Source organism: Bradyrhizobium sp. Kon58, assembly GCF_055807455.1.
This window is the reverse complement of the sequence record NZ_JBVVOT010000076.1, coordinates 1-2371: the sequence shown is the minus strand read 5'-3', so window position 1 is coordinate 2371 and position 2371 is coordinate 1. Positions and strand designations below refer to the sequence as shown.

General features: G+C 62.8%; 2 pseudogenes. Both read left to right on the top strand.

Annotated features, from left to right (window positions below):
- Window positions 1-6 precede the first annotated feature (6 nt).
- Window positions 7-1540, top strand: a pseudogene (gene istA / locus AC0L20_RS39440) (IS21 family transposase).
- A pseudogene (istB, locus tag AC0L20_RS39435) lies at window positions 1506-2228 on the top strand (IS21-like element helper ATPase IstB); the annotation flags it as partial. The pseudogenes istA and istB, both read left to right, overlap by 35 nt.
- Window positions 2229-2371: the final 143 nt, after the last annotated feature.

Sequence of the window (2371 nt, the reverse complement as noted above, 5' to 3'; positions counted from 1 at the left end):
TTGGGGATGCTGATCGTGGAGACGATTGCCCGGATAAGGCGCGAGCACTTCATCAAGGGCAAGACGATCAAGGAGATCGCCCGTGACCTGAAGGTGTCGCGGAACACGGTCCGTAAAGTGCTGAGGTCGGGAGAGACCTCGTTCGAGTACGAGCGTGTCATCCAGCCGCGACCGAAGCTGGGACGGTGGGCTGCAGAACTCGACGGATTGTTGGCAGGGAACGCAGGCAAGTCGGCTCGCGAGCAGCTGACGTTGATCCGGATCTTCGAGGAGCTCCGCGGCCGCGGCTATGACGGCGGTTACGACGCCGTGCGACGTTACGCCAGGCGATGGGGCAAGGAACGCGGACAATCGACGGCTGCGGCCTACGTCCCGCTGAGCTTTGCGCCGGGAGAAGCCTATCAGTTCGACTGGAGCCATGAGGTCGTTTTGCTCAATGGCGTGACGGTGATGGTAAAGGCCGCCCACGTCCGGCTCTGCCACAGCCGGATGCTGTTCGTGCGGTGCTATCCGCGCGAGACGCAGGAGATGGTGTTCGACGCCCACGATCGGGCGTTCGCCCTGTTCAAAGGCACCTGCGTGCGCGGCATCTACGACAACATGAAGACCGCCGTGGAGACGATCTTCGTCGGCAAAGGGCGTCTCTACAATCGCCGCTTCATGCAGATGTGCAGTCACTACCTGGTCGATCCGGTGGCCTGCACGCCAGCGTCGGGCTCGGAGAAAGGCCAGGTCGAGAACCAGGTTGGGCTTGTCCGGGAACGCTTCTTCACGCCACGGCTGCGGTTCAAGAACCTCGACGAGTTGAACGCCTGGCTGCTGGACAAGTGCATCGCCTACACCAAAGCGCACCGGCATCCGGAACTGACCGAGCAAACGGTCTGGCAGGTGTTCGAAGCCGAGCGACCAATGCTCGTTCCCTATGCCGGCCGGTTCGACGGATTCCACGCGGTGCTGGCATCGGTCTCGAAGACCTGCCTGGTGCGCTTCGATAACAACAAATACTCGGTCACGGCCAGTGCCGTTGGGCGGCCTGTCGAGGTTCACGCCTACGCCGATCGCATTGTGATCCGCCAGGACGGACGCATCGTTGCCGAGCATGCTCGCTCGTTCGGCCGCGGTGATACCGTCTACGATCCCTGGCATTACGTGCCGGTGCTGGCTCGCAAACCCGGTGCCTTGCGCAACGGCGCTCCCTTCAAGGACTGGGTGCTGCCGGCTGCGATCGAACGTGTGCGGCGCAAGCTCGCCGGTGCCGACGACGGCAACCGGCAGATGGTCGACATCCTCAACGCGGTTCTGACCGACGGCTTGCCGGCCGTCGAAGCAGCCTGCGCCGAGGCGACCGCTCACGGCGTTCATTCCGCCGATGTCGTGCTCAACATCCTGGCCCGCCAGCGTGATCCTGCCCCGCCGGCCAACATCCTCACCCCGGCTGCGCTGACATTGCGCCATGCCCCGATCGCCGACTGTGCCCGCTACGACAACCTCAGGAGAACCATCTGATGGAGCGTACTCAACTGTTCGACCTCATGGGTGAGCTCAAGCTCTACGGCATGAAGGCCGCCTTCGACGAGATCATGGCGACCGCCATCAAGCGCCAGCACGAACCCCAACGCATTGTCGGCGACCTGCTCAATGCCGAGATCAACGAGAAGCAGGCCCGCTCGATCAAGTACCAGCTCACCATCGCCAAGCTGCCGCTTGCCAAGGACCTTGAGGACTTCCAGTTCGAAGGCACCCCCATCAACCAGAGCCTGGTCAATGATCTCGCCGGCGGCGGCTTTATCGCCCAGCAACGTAACGCCGTTCTGGTCGGCGGTACCGGCACCGGCAAAACACATATGGCCATCGCCATCGCCAGAAGCTGCATGCGATCTGGTGCCCGCGGTCGCTTCTACAACGTGGTCGACCTCGTCAACCGCCTGGAGATCGAGACCCGCAACGGACGGTAGGGCCGCATCGCCGAGCATCTGACCCGGCTCGACTTCATCGTCCTCGACGAACTTGGCTACCTGCCGTTCGCCCAGTCCGGCGGCCAGCTGCTGTTCCATCTCGTCAGCCGGCTCTACGAGCGCACCTCGATTGTCGTCACCACCAACCTTGCCTTCGGTGAATGGCCCAGCGTGTTCGGCGACGCCAAAATGACTACCGCGCTGCTCGACCGCCTGACCCACCATTGCGACATCGTCGAGAGTGGCAACGACAGTTGGCGCTTCAAAAGCCGCGACGACGATCACACAACCCGCGCTCGCCTCGTCTCCGCAACCCCGGCCAGCTCCGACGAGGCGAGCGCTACCGTCAAGACTCGTCGCTCAAAGGGGTCAAAATTGGACGCCGATACGGGGTCAAATTTGAACGCCGATTGACA